Below are 22953 nucleotides of genomic sequence, written 5' to 3'. Positions count from 1 at the left end.
GGGGATGCACGAGTTTGATTATAAAAATTGAAGATTTTTTTAATAAAATAAGAGACAATCAAAAAATGTTTATTGTTGATATTAGAGCGGAGTCAGATTATAAAGAATGGAGAATTGAAGGAGACAATATTAGTTCTATAAATATTCCTTTTTCGTTAATTAAAAATGAGTCTGCTCTGAATGAAATACCTTTTATTAATGAGGAACCAATTATTGTCTGCCAAAGAGGTATTACTGCTCAGATTCTATGTAACAAATTAAAAGAAAAAGGTATTAAATCAAGATACTTAGATGGTGGCATGTCTGGATGGGAGAAACATTATATAATATCTAAAGTAACAGACCTATCTAATACAGTAGAACTATATCAGTTTATTCGAATTGGAAAGGGCTGCATTTCTTATGCTATGGTTTCTGATACAACAATGTTATTAGTTGATCCTGGATATAATATAGATATGTATATGGCTTTTGCTAAATCAAAGAATGTCAGAATTGAGCATGTACTTGATACACATTTACATGCTGATCATATATCAGGAGGAGTTTTATTTTCTAAATATGAGAATATTAGTTACTGGATTAATCCTATGGAAGACGTAAATTTAAAATATCAACCTTTAATAGAAGGAAATACCTTTTATTTAAATGATGTTAAAATTAGGGTGATATCTACTCCAGGTCATACCACAGGTAGTGTATCATTAGTACTTAATGATATTTTTATGATTACAGGAGATACATTGTTTACAAATTCTATAGGGAGGCCAGATTTAGCGGGAAAAGTTGAGGAACAAGTTTCTGATTTATTTTATTCCATTAAGAATATATTATCAACCTTTTCAAATGATATAGTTGTTTTTCCGTCACACTTTACTTCTATAGATGAGATTGATAAATTTGGTTTAATATGTAAGAAAATTAAAGATATTAATTTTCTTTATGATAATAATATCACTGGTAATATTAATTCTTTTAATGAGTTTATTAAAAGTAGATTGCCTAGTCCGCCTAATAAATACAAAATGATAAGAAATATAAATAAAGGAGGTATAGAAGTATCTGAAGAGGAATATAAGGAATTTGAAAGTGGACCTAATCGTTGTGCAGTACAATTCGGTCTCTAAAATATAAATGCGGTGTCAGTATAGTAATATGGACACTATCTAGTTAAGCCTTTAGAACAGAGTTTATTATTCGAATATTCTTTCTATATATAGTAGAACTGGGGACACTGTGTGGATTTAGAATATAGATTAATTAAAAAAATCGCTATAATGCACTGAATCCCTAAATTGAATGATTATTTGAAGGTTCAGAAAAAATAATATATACAATATTTGTGAGTTGTGATGGAAGTGTTATACTAATAATATATGAGGAGGCTATTTATGCAAAGAAAATATTTGTCTAAAGTTTCTGTACTGGAATTCTCTACATCTTTATTATCGCCTACTAGCACAGCATTTGTGGACAATCTTGAATCTCATACTAAAGAAACGTTAAATAATGAACAACCACGAAAAACATTAATTAATGATGGGAAATCACCTAGGAAAGCCCATGATAGAGATGGAAATATAATTAAATCTTATTCTGAAGAAGAAATCAAGGAACTACAGTGATGAAAGTTTTTGAAACGGAATCAAGTGTATTTCCAAACTAAGCCCATATAGCAGTTTATTTTGATGATACTGATGGTAATAGTTTAGAGCTTATTGCTCGACTTTCAATTAAATTAGAAAAAACTGAAAAAAACACTTGTGTGAAGAAAAAATATTGTATTTATACAATGCGTAAAAAAATAGAAGGTGTAATAGGAGAGAGGAATGATTTTAAAAAGTGAGATCACACAGTTAGTACCGTCAAATGTTAAATTAGGATTTTATTTACTAGATACTAAAACAAAAGAGCAAATAGTTATAAATGAAAATGACTGGTTTCCATTAGCTAGTGTTTCAAAATTAATCACAGCTATTTTCGCTTTAGCTAAAAATGTAAATATAAAAAAAGAAGATATTTTTAATGTAATCAGTAAGCATTGTGGTAGTTCTTATAAACGATTATTGGAGAAAATATCAAGTGAGGAAATAAACAATCGACTTGCAGAGTTAAATATAGAAATAAAAGTTGATAATGATAATAAAGACAAAGTCAATAACTTGGGCACTCCTAATGGAATAAGCGCAATCTTGTCACTTTTATTGGAAGGAGAACTTTTGAAAAGTAGCTCTAAACATTTGATTATAAAGAGCTTAGAACAACAAAATGATGAAGATGGTTTTAAGTTAAAAGGACACTATAATTGGTATCATATGACTGGTGGTCTTGATGGGGTGTGTAATGATATAGGATATTTCGAATTTGAAGATAGAAAGATTATTGTAATAGGACTGATGGAAACTATAGATACAGAAGTTGAATGGTGTCACCTTGAAGAGATTCTACAAAAAATAGGAAGAATAATAATGAGTAATTACTAAGGATACAGATTATATGAACAAAAAATCCTTTCAGTTCTTCTGAAGGGATTTTTTATAGGTTTCTAGATATATGGACAACTGAAAAGTTGTGCTATTTAAGGTGGTAAAATCTGTTTAAAGGTAGGACTTACAATGAACAGTAATTACAAATAAATAATTTGATTTAATTTTGTTGTAGGTATTAATATATTAAATTATTGGTTACTTTATCTATTGCTTACTCATATTTTATATTTTCATTTTTTAATATCTAGAGTTAGTATAGTTACATTGGATCGATATGGAAATTAATGTAGTAAAAGTAGTATGAGTTAAAGAAAACATAAAAAGTTATTTGCAAATTAGAGTAATCTTAGTTGTAATAAGCAAATTGTATAAAATTAAGAAAAAAGAGTGTGCTAAATACTCTTTTTATATCCGAGTATATAATTCCACTACAAATTCATCTTTTCTTTGCCATCTTTTTTTTCTCAAGTATGTTGCCTTTTCAAGCACTGACTTAAGAAGACGGTTTTTCTTTTCTATGTCTTCAGTCGCATGGTATGCGTCCAATACATTTTTAATTTTGGGTACAAACTCATTTATATGTTTTTCTCTTTTTAATGTACTTTTAATCTCATGTTCAAGTTGTTTAATTTCTTCTTGGGTAGATTTTAAACGTATTACAATCGAGCTTTGTCGTTCTAAAAAAGTCTCAATATCGTATACACCCTTCTCCAATAAATCATGGAGTTTATTTTTTTGCTTTTGTAAATCATTAATTTGTTGCTCTTTTTTTTCGAGAGCTTTTTGGTGTAGCTGAATATTATTTTTAGGTTTCTTTTTTTGTACCATGTTTTCTTGTATCTCAAAACTCTCGATGATTTGCTTTAATCCATCCAGTATACGCTGTTCAACAAGTGCTAAGGAGGCTCCTTTTTGAACACCTTTACATGATGGCTGTACACAACGGACTTGAGGATTAGGGCGATCTTTTCGCGGTTGATAAAGCATGGAATGACCACATAGTTTGCATAATAAGATGCCTGCTAATGGATTGGAAAGTTTTTTTGTTTTGATTGTTGGAGGTCTCCAACGTTTGCTATGAGCTATATTGGCTTTTTGAAATAACTCTTCTGATACAAGTGGAGTATGAGCATGGTCGTGTCGTTGCCATTTTTCCTTCGGTACTTTTTTACGAATGTACTTTCCATTTTGTTTGGTATAACGTATTTTCCCCCAAATAATGTGACCAAGATATACTTCGTTTTTTGTAATAGAGGAGATAGTTGAAGGGTTCCAATATTTACCTTCAGGAGGGGGGATACTTAACCTATCCAATTCTTGGGCGATTGCCTGTCTTCCCATTCCATTCGCCATTAATTCAAAAATTCTTGGTATCACCCAACTCTTTTCAGGATCAGGATAAAGTTTTAGGTTATTATCTCGTAAGTATCCATAAGCTGGTACGCGAGAGATAGATTTTCCTTCTTTTGCAGAAACCCTTCTACCACGCTGCATACGTTTAACGATTGTTTTTAATTCTTCTCGAGCAATTAAAGATTTTATACTAAAGGTCAACTCTTGATTTTCATCATTGGGATCAATAATTTCTGTTGGAGTAATAATGAATGTCTCTGAATAGCGAAACACACGATAAATTGTTCCTTGATCTACCATATCGCCGCGGCCAAGGCGATCTAGATCCATCACCAATACTGCATCAGCGATGCCGGTTTCCACTTCGCGAAGAAGTTTTTGCATCATAGGTCTTTCAGATATATATTCACCAGAAACAACTTCTTCTAAAATATCAATGATATTATGATGCTCTTTGTGAGCGAGTTCTAATAACTGAGTACGATGACGTTCAAGTGTATCATAATGTTGCCCGTGTTCCATCGCCTTTTTCTCTTCTTCAAGGTCTTTTCGACTCTTACGTAAATAAATGAATACATCAAGTTCTTGTGGACGGTACATTAGTTTCACCTACCAGCTTGTCTATTATTATTGTTATAAATATGTATGGCTAGCTTGTCCTATGAAAGTAATAGTTCGTCTTTTTTTCTGCCTTGCATACATATAATGCAAGGGGGGGATATGATGAAAGAATTTCAATTTGGTAATACAAAAGTTATTATTCATTCATTGCTTGCATCAATGGAAAAAGAAGAACAAAAAGAATGGTTTCAACAAGAGTGGGAAAAGAAAAATCCAATTTTAAGATCTATAGTTGAAGCGGCAGTCAACTGCCAAGAAGATGAAAAATAAAAAGAGCATTCTCTTTCATTAAGAGATATGCTCTTCTTTTTTCGTTAAATTATTCATTAACATAAATAATTGTTTTTTATTGTGAATAGCTTTTTTAGTTCTGTAAATAATAATCTTGATCATTGTTATGGAAGATAGGTGAAGCTTGAGATAGATCAATACCTTTTTCTAGAGTTTCTAATAAGTAATATCCAAGTGCTTTATCCTGTTGTATCAAGTTATGTAGTAGGGTGCTTGCGCGAGCAATTCTATATTTTGTTTCATCTAGAGTTAAGGATGAATTATCTATTGTAATGAGGTGAAGTTCATCTTGTAGTTTTTGTAATAATGAAAGTTGAATGGTACCCGTCTTTCCTGTTTCAAGATTACTTAAATAAGCTGGTGATACACCCAGCTGTTTTGCAAAGGTGTTTAGTCCAATGCCTTTTTGAGTACGTAGTGTACGAATGTGTTTACCAATTTCATTTATCATAAGACTAACCTCCATGGGTTTATTGAAAGGAATACATAAAATGAATAAGCGAAAGAAAATTACAATTACATCAGTAAGTTATGTTCATGATCCAGAATCAGCTCAAAAATGGTTTGAAGCGTATATCAAGATTGTTGAAAAAGAATTAGTTAAAGCAATTAAAAAGGACTAGCTGCTATTTTTGATACATACAGTGTAAATAGAACATCATGAGAGGAGGTCCTGAATTGAAAACCGTTGCATATTATAGAAGTTCAATTGATTCTCAGGAAAACTCAATCGAAATGCAACAAAATTCAGTTCTTACTCGCTCCATTGATATGGCATTGATTATCGATGAAGAATATATTGATGAAGCGGTATCAGCCCGAAAAGTCAGTTTAAAAAAACGTCCAGCTCTACAGAAATTATTACAAGATATCAACAACAACGATGTCAGAACCTTATTTGTATTTAAGCGAGATCGACTAGCTCGAAATGTGATGGAGTATTATGAAATTTATCAAATACTAAGAAACAAGAAAATAAATGTTATTTTAACTGCACCGAATGAGCCACCAATGTACTACACACCAATTGGTGAATATCTTGAATTAATTATGGCGGGTATGGCCCAACGTGAAGGTGAACAAATTATTGAACGTTTAAAGCAAACATTAAAGTCAAATTTCCAAAGTGGAAAAAACCCAGGACATCTTCCGTATGGGTTCAAATGGAATAAAGAAACGAAAGAAATTGAATTGGTTGATAAGCAAGTACAAATTGTTAAAAGGATTTATGAAGAACTTGTATCGGGAAAATATGAATCCTTGAAAGAGCTTTGTAGTGTATTAGGCTTGAAAGAAAATGGTAAGTCTTGGACTTCGGCCGATATAAGAAAAATTGTATTAAACCCGACATATATTGGATTGCGTACTATGAATATTTTTGGTGAAGATGTTACTAGTAAATATGAAAGACTTTCCATTATTGATAAGAATATATGGGAAAAAGCATGTAGTATTGTCACCATCTTATATCCCAAAAAGACTCATCAAGATTATGTATTCGAACAAGTGTTATATCCATTGCAAGACTTATTAATTTGTTCGAAATGTAATGAATCATTACAAAAAGTAAAGGCCAGAAAAAAAGAAAATTTAAAGTATAAATGTTTAAATCATTATGCGGTTTATGTTCTGAAGAGTACAATTGAACCATTAATCTTTGAACGCTGTAAGGAATATTTTGATAGCTTACTTACTTCCCATTTTCATGAACTATTCGATCGATATGAACAAAATGCTAAAAAACAAATACAACAGAAAATACAAACCATTGAAGAGAAAATCCAGCTTATGAATGAAAAGTTAATTACAAAAATAGATACGTGGTATCACGAAACTGATGCGCCTTATAAGGATCAGAAAGAAGTCGAAATTATGGCGCTGTATGATGAGCTGGCAAAATATAAAAAACAAAAAGAACAGGTAACACAGGAATTAAATGATGTAAAGCAATTACGTGAAAAGATAAGTAATTATCAATCCTCTATGTCGTTGTCCTATGAAGAGATAAAGGAGAATCGACAGTTAGGTTCCTTTTTTCAAGATTTAATACAACAAATTAAAACTGACGGAAAGAACTGCGAAATTGTTTTTAAACACCCATTCTTACGTGCTCAAGAGGTGTTAACATCATGAAGCTCTCTCATATAGTACAACCAAATATGAAGGCTGCTTTTTATGGCCGTCATTCTACGGATAAACAAGATATGGATATGCAATTGAATTCCGTTATGGAATTGATTCGCAAATATGATTGCATTCATACTCATTCTTTTCTTGATAAGGCTGTTTCCGCTCGTAAAAATAAAATTACAAGTAGGAAAGAACTTGAAAATATGTTCGAAGCGGCAAAAAGAAAAGAATTTGATTTTGTCATTGTTTATAAAAGTGATCGTTTGGCTAGAGATCCACTTGAGCATCAAACGATACGTATTGTCATGAAGACACTAGATATTCCCATCATTATTAGTTCAACCGAGAGTGTGTACAATACTGATACTGACTTGATTGTGCAACTTATGGAAGATGGTTTTACCAAATATGAAGTTGACACCATTATCGCCAGAACACGATCAGGTCTAGAAAACAAAGCAAAACAAGGGAAATGGCTTGGTGGTAAGCCGCCGTTTGGTTACACATATGATAAGAATAGTGGGCAGTTTATAGAACACCCCGAAGAGCTTTGCTATGTAAAAGAAATCTTCAATTTATATGTAAATGGTCATGGGTTTCAGTATATTGCTAATACATTCCCTAACGGTTCCCGCCGCGGAAAAGATTGGGGAAAAGAGAATGTAAAGGCGATTGTACTTAATCCTTTTTATTGTGGTTTATTATCATGGCGCCGACAAACAGATGGAAAACGAAATGCAAGGGATATTTGGATTGAAGCACCAAACCACTATGTAAAACCAATCATTTCACGAACGACATGGGAAGCATGTTGGCTTATTTATTCAGAAAAACGTAATGGCAACATGGTTCCTAAACATTACAAAACAAGTTTTCTTTTGCAAGGGCTGCTTTCTTGTGAAAGGTGCCAGGAACTAATGAAAACAAAGAATCAACAAACAGTAAGTTCTACAAATAAAAAGTATGGAGGGAAAATTTATTTCTGTTCTAACTGCAAATTAAGAATAGATGCAGACCTCCTCCATGATAAAGTAGTGAATCAAACACTTACTGATGTGAAAATAAGTGGATTTCATAATGTGTATCATGCGATAGAACAAAAAATTCAGTATGAGATACAAGAATTGAATAACAATATTCAAAAGCATAAGCGTCTCTTCGAAAACTACACCATCAAACTTCACAATATTACAGAAGAACTCAAACAGCGTATGAAAAATAACGATGATAAACGTTTTTTGAAGTCGTTAGCAATTTATCGCTTGGATGTACAGCGAAAGCTAGAGGAAGTCACACAACAAATCAATGACTTTAAACAGCAAATCACCCTCAAAGAAAAAGTTGATAAAAGCAAAGAAACATGGTTACATACTTTGAATGAAGTATTTCAAGATGATGTCAAGCTTCAAGAAATAAGCGATATGGATAAAAGACGATTTTTATTACCACTCATTCAATCTGTATCCATTAAAGAAAATAAAAAGCGTAAAGAATATGATATTTCATTACAGTTACGAACCGATTTTTCAAAGCGTGATGTAAAAAATCAAATCAGCTTAATTTTGTAAAACAGCTATCACATTGGTGGCTGTTTTTTTTGTTATTGATGTATCGGTATTTGGGCTGAACTGTAGATGAAAATTCTTTTGCTACTCGGTAATTAGGATAGAGTGGTATACCATATCTACCTAATCACCGAGTTTGATATTCTTGAAAAAGAGCCTATCTCTTAAGGCATAAGGTTTTGTCTTTGTTTACCATTATGGGCAGTAGTTTAGAGAAATAAACATATTCGGCAATTAGGTGGATTGAAAAGGTTTAAATTTCACATTACTCGGTTATTTAGCTCATTTTTAGTGTGTTGACAATTTAAAGTTAATGCATTAGCATATCAGTAACTGATATATCAGTTACTGATATGTTTTGGTGGAGGGAATTTATGAGCGACATTCAGAGTAAATTATTAATGGGGACAAAGTACATAGAGAAAATTCAGAGAAGTAATAGGATTATGTTTAATGGATTAAAGCCAAGTCAACTTCCTAGTGATTCAGGCGTTTATATTATAAAGGATAAAATAGATGATACAGTTCTATACGTTGGAAGAACCTTAAATTTACAAAGGCGGATTTATACAAATCATTTACAAGGTAATTTAAGTACAGCGCGCTTGAAGAAATATCTAATTGAGGATCCTTCTAGGAATGAAGTGATCGATTTGAAAAGTGCTAAAGAATTTTTAAAAAAGCGGTGTTATGTTCAGTTTATCATTGTACAAGATAATCATAAGATACGTGGGAAACTGGAATGTTTGTTTACGTTTGCTTTTGATGCTTATTATGTAGAGCCAGAGAGAGGAAAAAGAAACTAAACATCTAAGACTGACCTTTGAATTACTAATCTAGAGTGGGTGTATATAATGAGTAGCGAGTTAATTGACAGTAGCGATGTATTGAGGTTTGTAGAAAAAGCATCAATTAATGTAAATGAGATTTCAGCAGCTAAGAAGAAAAAGGAGATAGGACAATACTTTACATCCAGCTTAGTTGCAGAATTTATGGCAGAGAGGGTCAATTTTAAAAAAAGTAATATAAAGATTTTAGATCCAGGTAGTGGAACAGGGATGCTGACTGCAGCATTAGTGGCCAGAATTGTTAAGGAAAAGAAGAAAAATGTTCATTTAGAAATAGATTTGTTTGAGAATGATGAAAAAGTACTTCCTTTTTTATATGAAACGATGGAAATGTGTAAAGGTGTGATGGAGAGGCAAGGGAATAAATTAAGTTATAAGGTGCATGCAGAAGATTTTATATTAGTTCATAAGCATTTATTTGAAGCCTGCCTTTTGGATGAAGAAAAAAGTACGAAAAAATATGACTTAGTGATTAGTAATCCCCCTTATTATAAATTAAATAAGAACCATATATATTCACAAATATTAAAGGAATATGTACACGGGCAACCAAACATTTATTTTATGTTTATGGTTATTGCTGAAAAATTGCTAGTTGAAGAAGGGCAATTGGTTTTTATTACTCCTAGAAGTTATTGCTCGGGTGCATATTTTGAAAGATTCAGGGATCTCTTTTTCAAGAGTGTAGATCCAGATCATTTTCATTTATTTGAATCAAGAAAAGGAAACTTTAAGAGTGAAAATGTTTTACAAGAGACTATTATATTAAGTGGATTTAAAAGAAAAGAAAAGCGCCCTTATATTACTATAAGTTCATCCTTAAGTCTAAATATTCAAGAGAGCTATAGTGAAGAAGTGTTTAATAAATCGCTTATTATAGATTCTACTGATCAAATTAATTTGATTAGATTACCAGTAAATAAAGAACAATCCAAAATACTACAAGTATTTGATAATTGGAGTAATAACTTAACATTAATGAATATGAATATTTCTACAGGCCTTGTAGTGGCTTTTAGGCATAAAGAATATATTAAAGATTACGATGAGAAGGATTCATATCCATTATTATACATGAAAAATTTAAAGCAGTTGGAAGTTGCATTCCCTTTGGAACAAAACAATCAGGGCATAGTTTTTGAGGCTATTGAAAAAAGGCTGGTTGTTCCAGCTAGTAACTATGTATTACTCAAGCGTTTTACTTCAAAAGAACAGAAGAAGAGGATTGATTGTGGAACATATTTAGCAAAAAAATACGCATTCAAAATGTTGGGATTAGAGAATCATTTGAATTATATTTATAAAATTGATGAGGGTTTATCTGAAGTGGAGGCATTAGGAGTAGCAGCGTTCTTGAATTCAAATTTGGTGGATCAGTACTTTAGGATTGTTAATGGGAATACACAAGTAAATGCTTCAGATATTAGACCTTTACCTTTTCCTGAATATGACTTTATTGTAAAATTAGGAAGGGATATTCTGAAAAAAAGAATAGGTTATCCAGATGTAGATGCAATACTAGAAGAGGAATTTATAAATGAGACAAAACAGAATGTAGAAGAACATTTGGAGTTGGGAGAAATGAATAAGGAAGAACAGGCAAAAAGTATCTTACTGCAGTTGGGATTACCTAAAAAACAACAAAATAAGCGTTCAGCATTGAGTTTACTAGCTCTAGTAGACATTAAAGAAGATGATGAATGGAGTGCTGCTCAAAAAAGGTTACTTCGTATTGTAGATATAATGGATTTTATGGCTAAGAATTATGATCAGGTCTATGCTCCTAATAGCAGAGAAGCAATAAGAAGACAAACAGTTCATCAATTTGAGCAAGCAAACTTAATTGAGAGAAACCCGGATGATCCTTCTAGGCCTACTCATAGTGGGAATACGGTTTATGCTGTAACTGATGAATTTTTATCTGTAGTTAAGACGTACGGAACGAATCAATGGCTAGAGAAAGTTACAGAATTTAAGCAACAATTTTCAACGTTATCTCAAAAGTATGAACAAAAAAGAAACACAACACGTATTCCTGTTAAAATCGGTGAAGAAGAGGCTGTAAGCCTATCAGTCGGAGAACATAAGGTCTTGCAAAAGCAAATAGTAGAGGATTTTGGTGCTATCTTTGCTGCGGGTTCAGAGCTTGTATACTTAGGCGATGCTGAAAAAGAATATTTATATATTAAAGCACCGGAATTAGAGGAATTAAATATTCCACCTTTTAGTTATGATAAATTACCAGACGTAGTTCTTTATGATCGGAAAAGGAATTGGTTATTTTTAATTGAGGCTGTTACTTCACATGGGCCGGTTTCACCTAAACGTTTATACGAACTAGAGAAAATATTAGAAAGTTGTTCGGCAGGTCGTATATATGTTACTGCATTTCCGGATATGTCCGCTTTTAAAAAGTATGCGGATGATATCGCCTGGGATACAGAAGTATGGTTTGCAGATGCACCGGAGCATATGATGCATTTAAATGGGGACAGATTTCTAGGTCCAAGAAAATACTTATAATAGGTCTTAAGGAGAGAAGAGAAATGGTATTACAAGAAGAGATTGATAAGAAATCAAAAGAAATACAAACAGATAGTTATTCGATGTCAATTGGTGAGTTAATGAATATGTATAAAGAGGAAGAAATACAGATTACACCAGATTTTCAACGTTATTTTCGTTGGTCAGATTCTCAAAAAGCAAGATTTATTGAATCTATATTATTAGGAATACCAATTCCACCAATTTTTGTTGCTCAAAGTAAAGGTGGTGTTTGGGATGTTATTGATGGACTTCAGAGGCTTTCTACAATATTCGAATTTACAGGTGTTTTAAAAGACAAAGAGAAAAAGCCAGTGCCACCTAGTGTTTTACAAGCGACTAAATTCTTACCTTCATTAGGCGGGAAAATGTGGAATAATACAGAGGATACGGATAATTCATTTACTGATGAACAAAGGATTGATTTTAAAAGATCTAAAATGGACATCAACATAATAAAAAGAAGTAGTGACGCGGATGCAAAGTATGAGTTATTCCAAAGATTGAATACAGGAGGAACAGCACTCACAGAGCAAGAAATTAGAAATTGTCTAATGATTATGTTAGATAAGGAATTTTATAATTGGATTAATGAATTGAAAGATATTCCTGCTTTTGAAGTTTGTTTACCATTAACGGAAAAGCAGTTATCAGAACAAGAGGAACTGGAATACATTATTAGATTCTTGGTTTATAGATATACAGATACAACAACAATTAAAGGTGACGAAGATATAAGGGACTTTATAACTGATGGTATGTTAAAGATTATAGCAGATGAAGAGTATAATCGAGAAAAGGAAAAGGAAATCTTTGTCCAAACTTTTGAGGTTTTAAAAGAAATATTGGGTGAGGAAAGTTTTAAAAAGTTCAATTCTACAAAGAATAAATTTTATGGAGCATTATCTATTACAGCTTTTGAAGTTATTATTACAGGTTTAAGTGAAAATATCGATAAAATATCTCAGTATTCGGCAGAACAACAGGAGGAACTTAAAAATATCATAAAAAGTATTTATGATATGGAGGATTATGCAGAAGCTGTTAAATCGGGTACAAGGCCTATAAATCGCTTCAAAAAACTTTCTAAGTTAAGCAAGGAAGTCTTTGGAGATGAGTAATCAGTATTTACTTGAGGAGCTTCAGGAGACATTAGATAAACAATTAGCTTGGAGAAAAAAAGAGTTATCTCTTATTGCTGGAAATATTAATACTTCCAAAGAAGAAGTTCTTAATACTTTAATAAGGGCTGGAATTTCCTTACTTTATGCACATTGGGAAGGATACATAAAAATTGCAGCTCGAGAATATTTAGCATATCTCAATGCTCAAGAATGTAAAGTATCAGAGCTTCAAGAGAATTTTTTGGTTTTGCACTTAAAAAAGACAATTATTGATGTTAAGCAATCTAATAAAACCACTAAATTCGCAACTTTATTAGATAAAATAAACAATCAAGATAACGAGTGCTTCAAGGTTAAACAAATGGACAAGGATATTATATCAACTGAAAGTAATTTGAAATTTGACGTACTTAAAGAAATATTATTTAGTTTAGGACTTGAAGTAGAAAAGTTTGAATTGAAAAAGCAAATTATTGATCGTAAGCTTTTAAAAAAGAGAAATGCTATAGCTCATGGAGAGTATATAAATTTAGTTGATAAAGATAATGATGATGAAGCAAAAAAGGACTTTGAAGAATTATATCATATCATTTTAGAACTTATGGATGAATTTAAAGAACAAATAATTGATGCTGGGTTAAAAAAAACTTATTTAAAGGTCAGTTCGTAGAAATTTATTATAATTTATTTCGTCCTTATGATGTACTCATTTTTTTATTTACAAAATGAGTACATCATAGTTAATTAAACCAGTACAACACTTTACCATATACCCAAACATATTTTTTTAGGATGGGGAAAACAACGTGCTTAATTTAATAATATTAGCTTTGTTTATAACGGTTACTAGTTTGTTAATATTAGTTACCTGTTTATTTTGGCTTTTAGGTTCTTGTTTGGCTTTGACTACACGTGATGAAAGATCTTTCATGAGAAAGGGATCAATCAAAGTTGGCTTCATAGCTTCTGGTTTCTTGATGGGGAGTATTCTTATTTTGTTTGCTATCCATTTCTTCTATAAAGTTTCTTAGTGCTTCATTTTGATAGAAGTGTACTTTAAATTGAAATCCGCCATCAAAACAACATTGTTTTATTTTTGAATAAAGTTCTTCTTTCTCAAAACTAGATAATAACAGTAGATTTTTTTTTGTCGAGATATCTATAACCTCTAAGAAAATATCTTCAGCATTTTTATTACGTTTGTATTGTCTAATAGAGATTGCTAATATACTGATAGTTGCTCCAAATGCATAAGGAAAAGAGGTAATTCTAATAAATTGAATAATTACTTCACTTATTTCATTTACAGATGCATAAGGATAAAACGTATTATGTATAAATGAAGAAATTCCTTTTACAAAAATAAATACAGTTAATGTAACGAATACATAAATACTGTTAATAATAGTAAATGCAAGATGTGTTTCTTTTAATTTATATGGAGGACGAAACATAGCCATACTAATTTGGATTAAGATAGAAATAACGGTTGTACCTATGCCTAATAAAAAGTCAGTTATAAATATAAAATGAATATTCAAGAAAGTTTTTATAGCTGTTCTAGCGCTTTCACTAATTAAAATAAAACAGTATGCACTGACAATTGGAGAAACTGCGATTATTAGCGAAGTTGACAGAATAGTTGTGTATTTGAAAGTGAGCCATAATATAAAAGAAATTATGACGATAATTGAGAGTAACAAATTTATGAATTGCAGAAAAAAGTTAAGTTCTTTAGTTATTAGAAAAGTCAGTTCATGAGAAAATATTATAGTTATAAAAAGTAGTGCACCAGATGATATTGATAAAGATTGTAGACATAAAGATAATCTGAAGCCTAAATCCTGGTTTGCAGCATCTATACTGTAATAATTTAGTGTAATTGTACCTTGAAACCTTGTATATAATTTATATAAGACGGGAAATAAAATGTAAAAATAAACTAGAACGATTATATAAGAAAAAAATAGAGCAATTTTATGTGGGAGATTAATGTTAATTAGTATAATAAGAGCTAAGAGAATAGTCGATAAAACAGCAAAATTTTCATATTTTTCGCGTTGTATATATTTTTTTGTATGATTGAATATAAGCAAAAAGATAAAAATAAGAACAGTTAATATGATAGTTACTAGTTTGTGTAATGATTTCAGTAGTATACTTATAATTTTGTGGGTATTTCCCATGTTATCATTCCTTTTTTGTTGCAATATGTATTTCTAGTTAAATTGTTAGAAATTAAATTATTCATGTAGTTCCTCAAAACTTGTTTAAATATTGTCCTATTGAATTATAAAAAGTGAGTAGAGTTTATTCTTGGAAACAAATACAATAAAAAGCAGCCCTTGAATGGAAAGCTAAACAATTCCCCTTACGTGACATGCTTCGAGTAATATTATGTTCTTTTTAAGAGTGTTGGTATTTGGCCATTTGATATTGTCAACCTTGTTCGGAATGAAGGATAAGTGAATCATTTGCATTTAAACGTTCTAATACTTTAGCTAACATTCTTTTAACCTAGAGGAATATAGAGAAAATAATTGTTGAAATGGTACAAAAAACATCAAAAACAACAAAAAATAAAGTAACAACAGTTATTACCTTATTTCAAAGACAATTCTCCTTCCGAAATATTATAACATTTGATCATCCTCAATACAGTTTATAATATCCTTAATTTTCTCTCTAATTATTTTTGAGAAGTCCAATCAAAATTTCTCCTCTCTTTTATTATTGTATAGTGGAATTCAGTAGGTTTGGGCGTATCGCCAAGCTGAACGTATTAAAACCAATAATGATTAGTAAGTTTAGTATTATTTTTTATAAAACAAAATAAGGAAGATATACCTTACATAGGAAACTTCAATAATTTAAAGAAAACACGTGTTTCTTATATTTTATTATTAAATTTCAACTAATTTAATAATAAAATATAAGAATTCGGAATAATATCCACGAATAATACACTAGGTTAAATAAAATGGAAAAAAATCCTTGTTATTAATAATGTGATATTGTAATATATTGGTGGGTCTTATAGTTGAAATTATTATTTTAAAGGAGAATACATATGAACGTAAATAAAACAACACACAATAAATTACAAGAACACAATGATAATGAAGAGGTGCTTATCAGCAGTAAATTTGCTGTTGAAGGTGTAGACAAAGAATTAGAAAAATTAACAGATGTAAAAGACTTATGGTGGTTCGTCGGTGGCGGATGGGTCATGGGATCAGGTAGCAGTGACGCTTAATCTGGTTAAGTAATTAGGACTGAAATTTAGATTTATACATCAACTATAAGACCTACTTTATTTAAGGGGATAATATGCTATGAATAATTTAACACTTAATCTATTCGGAAAATGCAACGCTGCTTGTAAACATTGTTGTTTTAGTTGTTCTCCTACAAAGCAAGAAGAACTTACTAATGATGAAATTGATAAAATTGTTAGCTATGCAAAAAACAATAAAAATATTACTGAATTTTCAATATCTGGCGGAGAACCTTTTTTAAATGAAAAATTGGTTTGTAGACTAATTAAAGAATTAGCAGATGTAGGTAAGAATGTTACTTGTATTACAAACGGATATTGGGCTAAAACTATTGATATAGCTAAGAGAAAACTTCAAAAATTAGAAAAACTAGGGTTAAATACTCTTACTATCAGTTACGATGATTATCATTCGGAATATATTGATGTGCAAAATATCAAAAATTTATTAATCGCTTCGAGAACAACGCATATACATTATGCATTGAATATGGCAGTTTCAAATCAAGATCAGGGAAATGATATTATTCAGCAATTAGGAACAGCAACTTTAGGGATACCTGTTACAAAATATCCAGTGGTTCCAGTGGGGAGTGCTAAAAAGTATATAAATGAAGAAGATTATATATGTGAAGTGACAATAGATGATGATTTAAGATGCCCGTCATCTACAAACTTTGTTATACATCATGATGGTTATGCTTATCCATGCTGTTCTCCAGCTGTTTTTGAAACAGTATTAAAAGTTGGTAATATAAGAACTAATTCATTAGAAGAGCTCGATTTTAATTTAAGAAATAATTTAATATTTTTCATTATGAAAAAAGAGGGGCTACGTTGGTTTATTGACAAATATAAGCAATATAATCCTAATTTTCAGTTACATGACAAATATGTTTCTGTTTGTCATATATGTAAAGATATCTTCAAGGATAATGAAATGTTAAACGCTTTAGAAAATGATATTTTAGAGTATATAAATGTGTTACAAAAAGTTTGAAAATAACGAAGTAGAGTTATTTAAATCAAAGAAAAAAGTTATTGTAAAAGATAAAGTACATAATAATTTTTTTGTCTCTAAAAACATAAAAAAATACGAGGATATCAAATGGACTAACAGAGAGGAACAAATTAATCCATATGTTTATATTGCTTACCTAGGTATTTTATTAATACTATCTTTAATTAATATATATATATTATTTGTGAATGGTACGTCTTTCAAATTAAATTTCTCTACTTTATGGATTGCCATCATTTACTCTTTAGTGCATGTTTTTTTTCATGAAGGTTCCCATATAGTAAGTTTGAAATGTTTTGGGAGAAAAATCGATAAAGTAGGATTCAAATTTAATTATTTATTTCCTGCTTTTTATATAAAAATGAATGATATGTATATGTTAACTAATAAAGAAAGAATAATCGTTCATTCTAGTGGGATTATGTTTAATCTTATTATTAATACTGTTGTTTATGTAATTGCTGTATTTTATAACAATGTTGAGATGGTTTTAGTTTGTCGTTTTTTTTCATACGGAATACTATGTAATAGTTTACCCTTATTAAACTCTGATGGATATAAGGTTCTAATAACTATATTAGATTTTGAAGAGCGTACAGATAACGAATTAAATATTAAACTTATTAAAAGGATAAAAGTAATTAACTGGGGATTAACAGTGATAGGCCTCATTGTTATACTATCTCAAATCTTTTTATAGTAAGGAGAAAAGATGATCACTATAGAAAATTTAGATGTTAAAATGAAGAAAAAACATATATTAAAAAATATCTCATTAAATATCAATCGTTCGAATAAAATAATAGGGTTATTTGGACCTAATGGTTCAGGGAAAACAACATTAATAAATACTTTAGTTGGAAATATCCAGCGTTTTAAGGGAAGCATAAAAAAAGATACAGAATTACAAATAAGTTATTTGCCAGATAAGTCTTTCTTATATTCTTTTATGACTATAAAACAAGCAATAGATTTTTTTGATAATGCTTTTTCTGATTTTGATTCAATAAAAGCAATTAGGTTATTAGGAGATTTAAGTTTAGACTCGAAGATTAAGATATCCGAGTGTTCAAAAGGAATGCTGGAGCAGATTCATCTTATATTAATTTTGTCTAGAAAAGTTCCTTTTTATATCTTTGACGAACCTTTAGCAGCTGTGGATCCGCTAACTAGGGATTTTCTAGTCGAATTAATTAGGGATGAAAGAGAACCAAATAGTGTATTATTGTTGAGCACACATTTAATTGCGGATGTTGAATCTCTTTTTGATGAGATTATTATAATTAATAATGGGGAAATTGTAGAACAAGCTATTGTTAAAGAGTTAGTAAATAATAATAAAACTTCCTTAGAGGAGCTTGTTAAGGAGCGGTTACGATGAAAGCATTTTTCTCATTAGAGTGTAAAAAACACCTTAATATATTTTGTGCTGTCTATATTATAGAACTATTATTTTTAATTGCAGATAAAGTTTCAGATAAGGCTATAATAGCATCATTTCACAGCATCTGGTTGATGATATCTTGGATATTTATTGCTATTTATGCGTGGCAAAGTTTGTATAAGTTCTTTTATCTTTCAAGAGATACATTGGCACATTTATTACCTATCCAAGAGCAAAAAGTATTGTTACTTAAATCATTAGTATTTGCAATGTATTTCCTAGTTTATTTTATGGAAAGCTTTATAGGAAAGTTACTTACAATTGATAGTAAGTTGTATGAATCTTTTCCTCTTTTTATAGGTCAAACGGTACTGTTCAAAGTAGTTTCTATAATTTCATTTTTTATTCTTTTAAATGGGATTCTTATTATTTGTAAGAACATTCATAACAAATTAATAAGCCCAGTGATTATGTTAGTGATTTATGTTACATCAACATATGGACTAAGCTACTGGTTTATTAATCTTATTCAGAAGGAGAACTCAAAGTTGGATTGGTTTATTGGAATTCCACAGGGGAATATTACCACTAATCAATATATAAATATTTTACCTATTGGTGTTCTTCCTGATAAACCGCAATATTTAGATGAATTATTTTATTATCAATCATTACTAATAAATATCGTAATACTGTTGGTATTTTCATTGGTTATTTTAATAAGTTTAAAAAAATCGAGATTTAATTTTATTGAATATAAATCAAGTTACTAATATGTTATGCAAAAATGAATAGTTAGTAATTATTTTAAAGAAAAGAGATTCTATATAAACTCTTTTCTTATTTTTATATAGTCATTTCAAATTTGATGATTTTTGTGTTTAATAAGGGAAATAACCAAACAAGTTAATGCTTTGAGTGGAAGCTAATGATGAGGGGAGAACATACTTTATTTTTTTATCTAATGAGAATTGGCGGTTAAGAATAGTATTACTTATCTAGGTTGTCTATTTGGATTATACAAAAAACCTTCATTTTCATGAAGGCTTAAGTTAGATATTATTAAAGTTTCATTATATTTTTATAATTAGTTCATTTGAATTGTACGATACCAAGGAGCTGAATCCTTAGTGTTATATTTTTTTGTATCCCATCCTGACATTCCAAAACCAACTAGAGATATAAGTATACCACTTATTAATAATATAATAGATAACTTAAAGCTTTTCTTTTTTAATTCTTTTATTATCATAGATATACCACCGTCCGTTTAAAAAACATAATAATTTTCTGAGTAAACCAAATAGTGATTTTGAGGAAGTGTTTAGCTATTATTAGCGTAATGATACCGCATAAAATACTCAATCCTAATACTGAAATTCCAAGGCCAAATTGGGTCACAGCAAGATAGAATTCCTCTTTAAAGAGGAAAGGTGTTCCTATAATACTAATTAAAGAAGCGCTTAATCCAGCTACGGCAAAAGCACCCGTTGTAAATGGGAGGCACCAAATCAATATATATACTGATAGAACAAGTAATATTCCAGTCAATAAAAGAGAGCCCCAAAGTGGAAAACCTAAAATAATTAAGAATCCTATGAGAACCTTCCCGCTTCTAGAAAGTACTTTTACTTTATTTTCCCTCGTTTCTTTTAAAACATTTTGTGCAACTATTGAGGGGTCTCCTACTTTTCTTACTGCATCCACTTCATCGTATCCATCTTCTATGTAGTCTTCTATGATTTCATCATAATAAGAAATAAACTTAGATCGCTCTTCTTTTGAAAGACTTCTTAAATTTTGTCTTAAAGAGTCTAAAAAGTAGGCTTTATTCATTCGTATCGCTCTCCTTAATAAAATTATATACCTCCATTACATGATGCCACTCTTGAAGAAAAATTTTAATTCGGTCTTTTCCATCTTCTGTGACATGGTAATACTTACGTAACCTACTATTATGCTCTTTAGAATAGGTTTCAAGGTGACCATTATTCTCAAGTCTTTTCAAAATAGGATAAAGTGTAGATTCTGATATTTCTATATATTCGGAAATATCTTTTATAATCTGGTATCCGTACGAATCATGTTTTTTTAAAACAGCAAGAACACAATATTCTAAAAGACCTTTCTTTAATTGTGTATTCATAATATACCTCCTGATGAATTATACTATATAATACATAGTATAATGTGTCAAGATATATACTGTTAGAATGATTAAGTCGTTTATATTATTTTTGCGGATATTTGTATATTAAGTAAATGTGTTTTAATGAGTGATTTATAATGGTACAAAGCCTTAAGGGCAAAGGTTTTCTCAAGGTCTTGTTTTTTTATCAACCTTTTAATAAATTATTTTACTGTTCCAAATCACCTAAAGATATTTGATTGTTAGATCGAAAATACTTCTTTAATTTCGTGGAATTCTTTCATTATTTGGACATTTCTTACGCCAAAATCTGGCCCGATCGCAAAATAACCGAACGGACATTTTAAATAACTTTTTTGTAATTACACGACTTTATTGCAAATCAATACATAGATGGCATAAATCAAAAACATCCACTCTTTCAGGGATACAACATGAAAGGGTGGATGTTCTTATGTCTTTAATAAATTCTATAGAAGAACTATATTTATTAGAACGGAAGTTCGAAAGGAAATCATGGTTTTTATTTTTAGGATAGTTTGCATATCCAACAGATAACCTAGTTCTTTATTTTAAGTTATTTTATATTTTAGTATATAATTCAACTACAAATTCATCTTTTCTTTGCCAGTTTTTTTTTCGTAAATATGTAACCTTTTCAAGTACTGATTTAAGAAGGCGATTTTTCTTTTCTACATCCTCTGTTGCATGATATGCTTCCAATACATTTTTAATTTTGGGCACAAACTCATTTATATGTTTTTCTCTTTTTAATGTACCCTTAATCTCATGTTCAAGTTTTTCAATTTCTTCTTGGGTAGATTTTAAACGTATTACAATCGAGCTTTGTCGTTCTAAAAAAGTCTCAATATCGTATACACCCTTCTCCAATAAATCATGGAGTTTATTTTTTTGCTTTTGTAAATCATTAATTTGTTGCTCTTTTTTTTCGAGAGCTTTTTGGTGTAGCTGAATATTATTTTTAGGTTTCTTTTTTTGTACCATGTTTTCTTGTATCTCAAAACTCTCGATGATTTGCTTTAATCCATCCAGTATACGCTGTTCAACAAGTGCTAAGGAGGCTCCTTTTTGAACTCCTTTACATGACGGCTGTACACAACGGACTTGAGGGTTAGGACGATCTTTTCTCGGTTGATAAAGCATGGAATGACCACATAGTTTGCATAATAAGATGCCCGCCAATGGATTGGAAAGTTTTTTTGTTTTTATTGTTGGAGGTCTCCAACGTTTGCTATGAGCTATATTGGCTTTTTGAAATAACTCTTCTGATACAAGTGGAGTATGAGCATGATCGTGTCGTTGCCATCTTTCCTTCGGTACTTTTTTACGAATGTACTTTCCATTTTGTTTGGTATAACGTATTTTCCCCCAAATAATGTGACCAAGATATACTTCGTTTTTTGTAATAGAGGAGATAGTTGAAGGATTCCAATATTCACCTTCAGGAGGAGAAATACATAACCTATCCAATTCTTGGGCAATTGCCTGTCTTCCCATTCCATTCGCCATTAATTCGAAAATTCTTGGTATCACCCAACTCTTTTCAGGATCAGGATAAAGTTTCAGGTTATTATCTCGTAAGTATCCATAAGCTGGTACGCGAGAGATAGATTTTCCTTCTTTTGCAGAAACCCTTCTACCACGCTGCATACGTTTAACAATTGTTTTTAATTCTTCTCGAGCAATTAAAGACTTTATACTAAAGGTCAACTCTTGATTTTCATCATTGGGATCAATAATTTCTGTTGGAGTAATAATGAATGTCTCTGAATAGCGAAACACACGATAAATCGTCCCTTGATCTACCATATCGCCGCGGCCAAGGCGATCTAGATCCATCACCAATACTGCATCAGCGATGCCGGTTTCCACTTCGCGAAGAAGTTTTTGCATCATAGGTCTTTCAGATATATATTCACCAGAAACAACTTCTTCTAAAATATCAATGATATTATGATGCTCTTTGTGAGCGAGTTCTAATAACTGAGTACGATGACGTTCAAGTGTATCATAATGTTGTCCGTGTTCCATCGCCTTTTTCTCTTCTTCAAGGTCTTTTCGACTTTTACGTAAATAAATGAATACATCAAGTTCTTGTGGACGGTACATTAGTTTCACCTACCAGCTTGTCTATTA

23 protein-coding genes and 1 pseudogene are annotated in these 22953 nt (G+C 30.6%); 17 read left to right on the top strand and 7 right to left on the bottom strand.

All coding sequences use genetic code 11. The features are described 5' to 3' along the window. Positions 1-14 precede the first annotated feature (14 nt). The 4 genes and pseudogenes from AC1Q51_RS23410 to AC1Q51_RS23395 all read left to right on the top strand — a co-directional run bounded on the left by AC1Q51_RS23410 (position 15) and on the right by AC1Q51_RS23395 (position 2483). Positions 15-1127 carry an MBL fold metallo-hydrolase gene (locus tag AC1Q51_RS23410; RefSeq protein ID WP_492331762.1) on the top strand — a complete coding sequence of 371 codons (1113 nt, stop codon included), beginning with the start codon at positions 15-17 and terminating at the stop codon, positions 1125-1127. A gap of 264 nt (positions 1128-1391) precedes the next feature. Further along, on the top strand, positions 1392-1625 hold the full coding sequence (locus AC1Q51_RS23405) for a hypothetical protein (RefSeq protein ID WP_492331761.1): 234 nt from the start codon (positions 1392-1394) through the stop codon (positions 1623-1625). 41 nt (positions 1626-1666) lie between these two features. Further along, positions 1667-1846 (top strand): annotated as a pseudogene (locus AC1Q51_RS23400) (hypothetical protein); the annotation flags it as partial. Further along, a complete protein-coding gene (locus AC1Q51_RS23395; protein WP_492331760.1) occupies positions 1830-2483 on the top strand; it encodes a serine hydrolase in 654 nt (217 codons plus the stop codon). The pseudogene AC1Q51_RS23400 and the gene AC1Q51_RS23395, both read left to right, overlap by 17 nt. A 411-nt stretch (positions 2484-2894) precedes the next feature. On the opposite strand, the gene AC1Q51_RS23390 is transcribed toward AC1Q51_RS23395, so the two are convergent. Further along, positions 2895-4442: a recombinase family protein gene (locus AC1Q51_RS23390; protein WP_492331759.1), complete on the bottom strand. Its 1548-nt coding sequence runs from the start codon at positions 4440-4442 to the stop codon at positions 2895-2897. A gap of 123 nt (positions 4443-4565) precedes the next feature. On the opposite strand from AC1Q51_RS23390, the gene AC1Q51_RS23385 reads away from it, so the two are divergent. Further along, entirely contained in the window at positions 4566-4733 is a 168-nt protein-coding gene (locus AC1Q51_RS23385; protein ID WP_492331758.1) for a hypothetical protein, read from the top strand. Positions 4734-4827: 94 nt separating this feature from the next. Here AC1Q51_RS23385 and AC1Q51_RS23380 read toward each other — a convergent pair whose 3' ends face one another. After that, positions 4828-5205 (bottom strand): helix-turn-helix domain-containing protein, encoded by a 378-nt coding sequence (locus AC1Q51_RS23380; RefSeq protein WP_070174212.1) that lies wholly within the window; start codon positions 5203-5205, stop codon positions 4828-4830. Between the two features lie 40 nt (positions 5206-5245). Here AC1Q51_RS23380 and AC1Q51_RS23375 point away from each other — a divergent pair, with 40 nt between their 5' ends. The 7 genes from AC1Q51_RS23375 to AC1Q51_RS23345 all read left to right on the top strand — a co-directional run bounded on the left by AC1Q51_RS23375 (position 5246) and on the right by AC1Q51_RS23345 (position 13635). Continuing rightward, entirely contained in the window at positions 5246-5377 is a 132-nt protein-coding gene (locus AC1Q51_RS23375; RefSeq protein ID WP_257147204.1) for a hypothetical protein, read from the top strand. Positions 5378-5432: 55 nt separating this feature from the next. Beyond that, on the top strand, positions 5433-6887 hold the full coding sequence (locus AC1Q51_RS23370) for a recombinase family protein (protein ID WP_492331757.1): 1455 nt from the start codon (positions 5433-5435) through the stop codon (positions 6885-6887). Further along, positions 6884-8452, top strand: coding sequence for a recombinase family protein (locus tag AC1Q51_RS23365; protein ID WP_492331756.1), 1569 nt, complete (start codon positions 6884-6886; stop codon positions 8450-8452). The genes AC1Q51_RS23370 and AC1Q51_RS23365 overlap by 4 nt, the downstream gene beginning before the upstream one ends. Positions 8453-8823: 371 nt before the next feature. Then, complete coding sequence (locus AC1Q51_RS23360) at positions 8824-9255, top strand: GIY-YIG nuclease family protein (RefSeq protein WP_180226271.1); 432 nt, start codon at positions 8824-8826, stop codon at positions 9253-9255. A gap of 48 nt (positions 9256-9303) precedes the next feature. Further along, a complete protein-coding gene (locus AC1Q51_RS23355; RefSeq protein WP_327906223.1) occupies positions 9304-11820 on the top strand; it encodes a BsuBI/PstI family type II restriction endonuclease in 2517 nt (838 codons plus the stop codon). A 23-nt stretch (positions 11821-11843) separates the two neighbouring features. Continuing rightward, positions 11844-12962 carry a DUF262 domain-containing protein gene (locus tag AC1Q51_RS23350; protein ID WP_098577412.1) on the top strand — a complete coding sequence of 373 codons (1119 nt, stop codon included), beginning with the start codon at positions 11844-11846 and terminating at the stop codon, positions 12960-12962. After that, positions 12955-13635, top strand: a complete 681-nt coding sequence (locus tag AC1Q51_RS23345; protein WP_098577411.1) for an MAE_28990/MAE_18760 family HEPN-like nuclease — start codon at positions 12955-12957, stop codon at positions 13633-13635. The genes AC1Q51_RS23350 and AC1Q51_RS23345 overlap by 8 nt, the downstream gene beginning before the upstream one ends. 271 nt (positions 13636-13906) lie before the next feature. On the opposite strand, the gene AC1Q51_RS23340 is transcribed toward AC1Q51_RS23345, so the two are convergent. Beyond that, a complete protein-coding gene (locus tag AC1Q51_RS23340; RefSeq protein WP_492331755.1) occupies positions 13907-14506 on the bottom strand; it encodes a hypothetical protein in 600 nt (199 codons plus the stop codon). A gap of 1529 nt (positions 14507-16035) precedes the next feature. Between AC1Q51_RS23340 and AC1Q51_RS23335 the strand changes: the two genes are divergently transcribed. The 5 genes from AC1Q51_RS23335 (at position 16036) to AC1Q51_RS23315 (ending at position 19420) form a co-directional block, all read left to right on the top strand. Continuing rightward, positions 16036-16221: a hypothetical protein gene (locus AC1Q51_RS23335; RefSeq protein ID WP_492331754.1), complete on the top strand. Its 186-nt coding sequence runs from the start codon at positions 16036-16038 to the stop codon at positions 16219-16221. A 79-nt stretch (positions 16222-16300) separates the two neighbouring features. Continuing rightward, on the top strand, positions 16301-17242 hold the full coding sequence (locus AC1Q51_RS23330) for a YydG family radical SAM peptide epimerase (RefSeq protein ID WP_492331753.1): 942 nt from the start codon (positions 16301-16303) through the stop codon (positions 17240-17242). Further along, positions 17223-17963: a hypothetical protein gene (locus tag AC1Q51_RS23325; RefSeq protein ID WP_492331752.1), complete on the top strand. Its 741-nt coding sequence runs from the start codon at positions 17223-17225 to the stop codon at positions 17961-17963. The genes AC1Q51_RS23330 and AC1Q51_RS23325 overlap by 20 nt, the downstream gene beginning before the upstream one ends. A gap of 12 nt (positions 17964-17975) precedes the next feature. After that, positions 17976-18644 (top strand): ATP-binding cassette domain-containing protein, encoded by a 669-nt coding sequence (locus tag AC1Q51_RS23320; RefSeq protein WP_492331751.1) that lies wholly within the window; start codon positions 17976-17978, stop codon positions 18642-18644. After that, positions 18641-19420 (top strand): hypothetical protein, encoded by a 780-nt coding sequence (locus AC1Q51_RS23315; RefSeq protein WP_492331750.1) that lies wholly within the window; start codon positions 18641-18643, stop codon positions 19418-19420. The genes AC1Q51_RS23320 and AC1Q51_RS23315 overlap by 4 nt, the downstream gene beginning before the upstream one ends. A gap of 314 nt (positions 19421-19734) precedes the next feature. Here AC1Q51_RS23315 and AC1Q51_RS23310 read toward each other — a convergent pair whose 3' ends face one another. The 4 genes from AC1Q51_RS23310 to AC1Q51_RS23295 form a co-directional block, all read right to left on the bottom strand. Beyond that, complete coding sequence (locus AC1Q51_RS23310) at positions 19735-19899, bottom strand: hypothetical protein (protein WP_492331749.1); 165 nt, start codon at positions 19897-19899, stop codon at positions 19735-19737. Continuing rightward, positions 19896-20483: a DUF1700 domain-containing protein gene (locus AC1Q51_RS23305; RefSeq protein ID WP_492331748.1), complete on the bottom strand. Its 588-nt coding sequence runs from the start codon at positions 20481-20483 to the stop codon at positions 19896-19898. Before AC1Q51_RS23305 ends, AC1Q51_RS23310 begins: the two co-directional genes overlap by 4 nt. Beyond that, positions 20476-20793, bottom strand: coding sequence for a PadR family transcriptional regulator (locus AC1Q51_RS23300; RefSeq protein WP_492331747.1), 318 nt, complete (start codon positions 20791-20793; stop codon positions 20476-20478). Before AC1Q51_RS23300 ends, AC1Q51_RS23305 begins: the two co-directional genes overlap by 8 nt. A gap of 585 nt (positions 20794-21378) precedes the next feature. Then, the gene (locus AC1Q51_RS23295) at positions 21379-22926 is read right to left on the bottom strand and encodes a recombinase family protein (RefSeq protein WP_492331746.1); all 1548 of its coding nucleotides are present in this window, start codon (positions 22924-22926) and stop codon (positions 21379-21381) included. Positions 22927-22953 lie beyond the last annotated feature (27 nt).

This window comes from Bacillus sp. MT94, assembly GCF_058792475.1.
Note: the sequence above shows the minus strand (reverse complement) of the source record. Positions and strands in the feature narration are given on the sequence as shown.

Coding starts and splice junctions, on each gene's coding strand:
- AC1Q51_RS23310 (WP_492331749.1), bottom strand. CDS start 19,899: ATGATAATAAAAGAATTAAAAAAGAAAAGCTTTAAGTTATCTATTATA.
- AC1Q51_RS23320 (WP_492331751.1), top strand. CDS start 17,976: ATGATCACTATAGAAAATTTAGATGTTAAAATGAAGAAAAAACATATA.
- AC1Q51_RS23385 (WP_492331758.1), top strand. CDS start 4,566: ATGAAAGAATTTCAATTTGGTAATACAAAAGTTATTATTCATTCATTG.
- AC1Q51_RS23375 (WP_257147204.1), top strand. CDS start 5,246: ATGAATAAGCGAAAGAAAATTACAATTACATCAGTAAGTTATGTTCAT.
- AC1Q51_RS23360 (WP_180226271.1), top strand. CDS start 8,824: ATGAGCGACATTCAGAGTAAATTATTAATGGGGACAAAGTACATAGAG.
- AC1Q51_RS23380 (WP_070174212.1), bottom strand. CDS start 5,205: ATGATAAATGAAATTGGTAAACACATTCGTACACTACGTACTCAAAAA.
- AC1Q51_RS23305 (WP_492331748.1), bottom strand. CDS start 20,483: ATGAATAAAGCCTACTTTTTAGACTCTTTAAGACAAAATTTAAGAAGT.
- AC1Q51_RS23350 (WP_098577412.1), top strand. CDS start 11,844: ATGGTATTACAAGAAGAGATTGATAAGAAATCAAAAGAAATACAAACA.
- AC1Q51_RS23300 (WP_492331747.1), bottom strand. CDS start 20,793: ATGAATACACAATTAAAGAAAGGTCTTTTAGAATATTGTGTTCTTGCT.
- AC1Q51_RS23355 (WP_327906223.1), top strand. CDS start 9,304: ATGAGTAGCGAGTTAATTGACAGTAGCGATGTATTGAGGTTTGTAGAA.
- AC1Q51_RS23315 (WP_492331750.1), top strand. CDS start 18,641: ATGAAAGCATTTTTCTCATTAGAGTGTAAAAAACACCTTAATATATTT.
- AC1Q51_RS23325 (WP_492331752.1), top strand. CDS start 17,223: ATGTGTTACAAAAAGTTTGAAAATAACGAAGTAGAGTTATTTAAATCA.
- AC1Q51_RS23365 (WP_492331756.1), top strand. CDS start 6,884: ATGAAGCTCTCTCATATAGTACAACCAAATATGAAGGCTGCTTTTTAT.
- AC1Q51_RS23405 (WP_492331761.1), top strand. CDS start 1,392: ATGCAAAGAAAATATTTGTCTAAAGTTTCTGTACTGGAATTCTCTACA.
- AC1Q51_RS23345 (WP_098577411.1), top strand. CDS start 12,955: ATGAGTAATCAGTATTTACTTGAGGAGCTTCAGGAGACATTAGATAAA.
- AC1Q51_RS23295 (WP_492331746.1), bottom strand. CDS start 22,926: ATGTACCGTCCACAAGAACTTGATGTATTCATTTATTTACGTAAAAGT.
- AC1Q51_RS23330 (WP_492331753.1), top strand. CDS start 16,301: ATGAATAATTTAACACTTAATCTATTCGGAAAATGCAACGCTGCTTGT.
- AC1Q51_RS23335 (WP_492331754.1), top strand. CDS start 16,036: ATGAACGTAAATAAAACAACACACAATAAATTACAAGAACACAATGAT.
- AC1Q51_RS23390 (WP_492331759.1), bottom strand. CDS start 4,442: ATGTACCGTCCACAAGAACTTGATGTATTCATTTATTTACGTAAGAGT.
- AC1Q51_RS23395 (WP_492331760.1), top strand. CDS start 1,830: ATGATTTTAAAAAGTGAGATCACACAGTTAGTACCGTCAAATGTTAAA.